The organism is Pseudomonas sp. IT-P218, from assembly GCF_949767605.1.
In the GTDB taxonomy this organism is placed as follows: domain Bacteria; phylum Pseudomonadota; class Gammaproteobacteria; order Pseudomonadales; family Pseudomonadaceae; genus Aquipseudomonas; species Aquipseudomonas putida_AE.
Genome location: NZ_CATKQQ010000079.1, coordinates 1 through 313, shown reverse-complemented (window position 1 = coordinate 313; position 313 = coordinate 1). Strand labels below are relative to the sequence as shown.

General features: G+C 66.5%; 1 pseudogene. It reads right to left on the bottom strand.

Going from position 1 to position 313, the window contains the following annotated elements:
* Positions 1-313, bottom strand: a pseudogene (locus ACM6I6_RS27550) (type VI secretion protein VasK); the annotation flags it as partial.

The following is a 313-nucleotide window of genomic DNA, read 5'->3' as shown; positions in this document are numbered from 1 at the left end:
TAAAGGCTGCGTCCCATTCACTGACGATCGCCCGTTGCCACTGACGGTTGAGGCTGCTGGCCGAAGGTTGCAGGACGCGCTGCCAGGCCTGCTCCAGCGGCTGCACGAACAGGGTCTGGCCAATGCCGCCCCACTCCGCGCCGAGGCTGGCGGCGAGCTGGCTGCCGTAGGCGCGGGTGTCGGTGAGGTCAATGCTTTTTCCCTGGAACACGGTCTGCGCCAGGGTCTGGGTCATGTCCTGCGGGTCGGCGGCATGGTTGACCTGCTGCAGGGTCAGGCGAGTGCGCGTGACCTGGTTGAGGAAGGCTTGCAG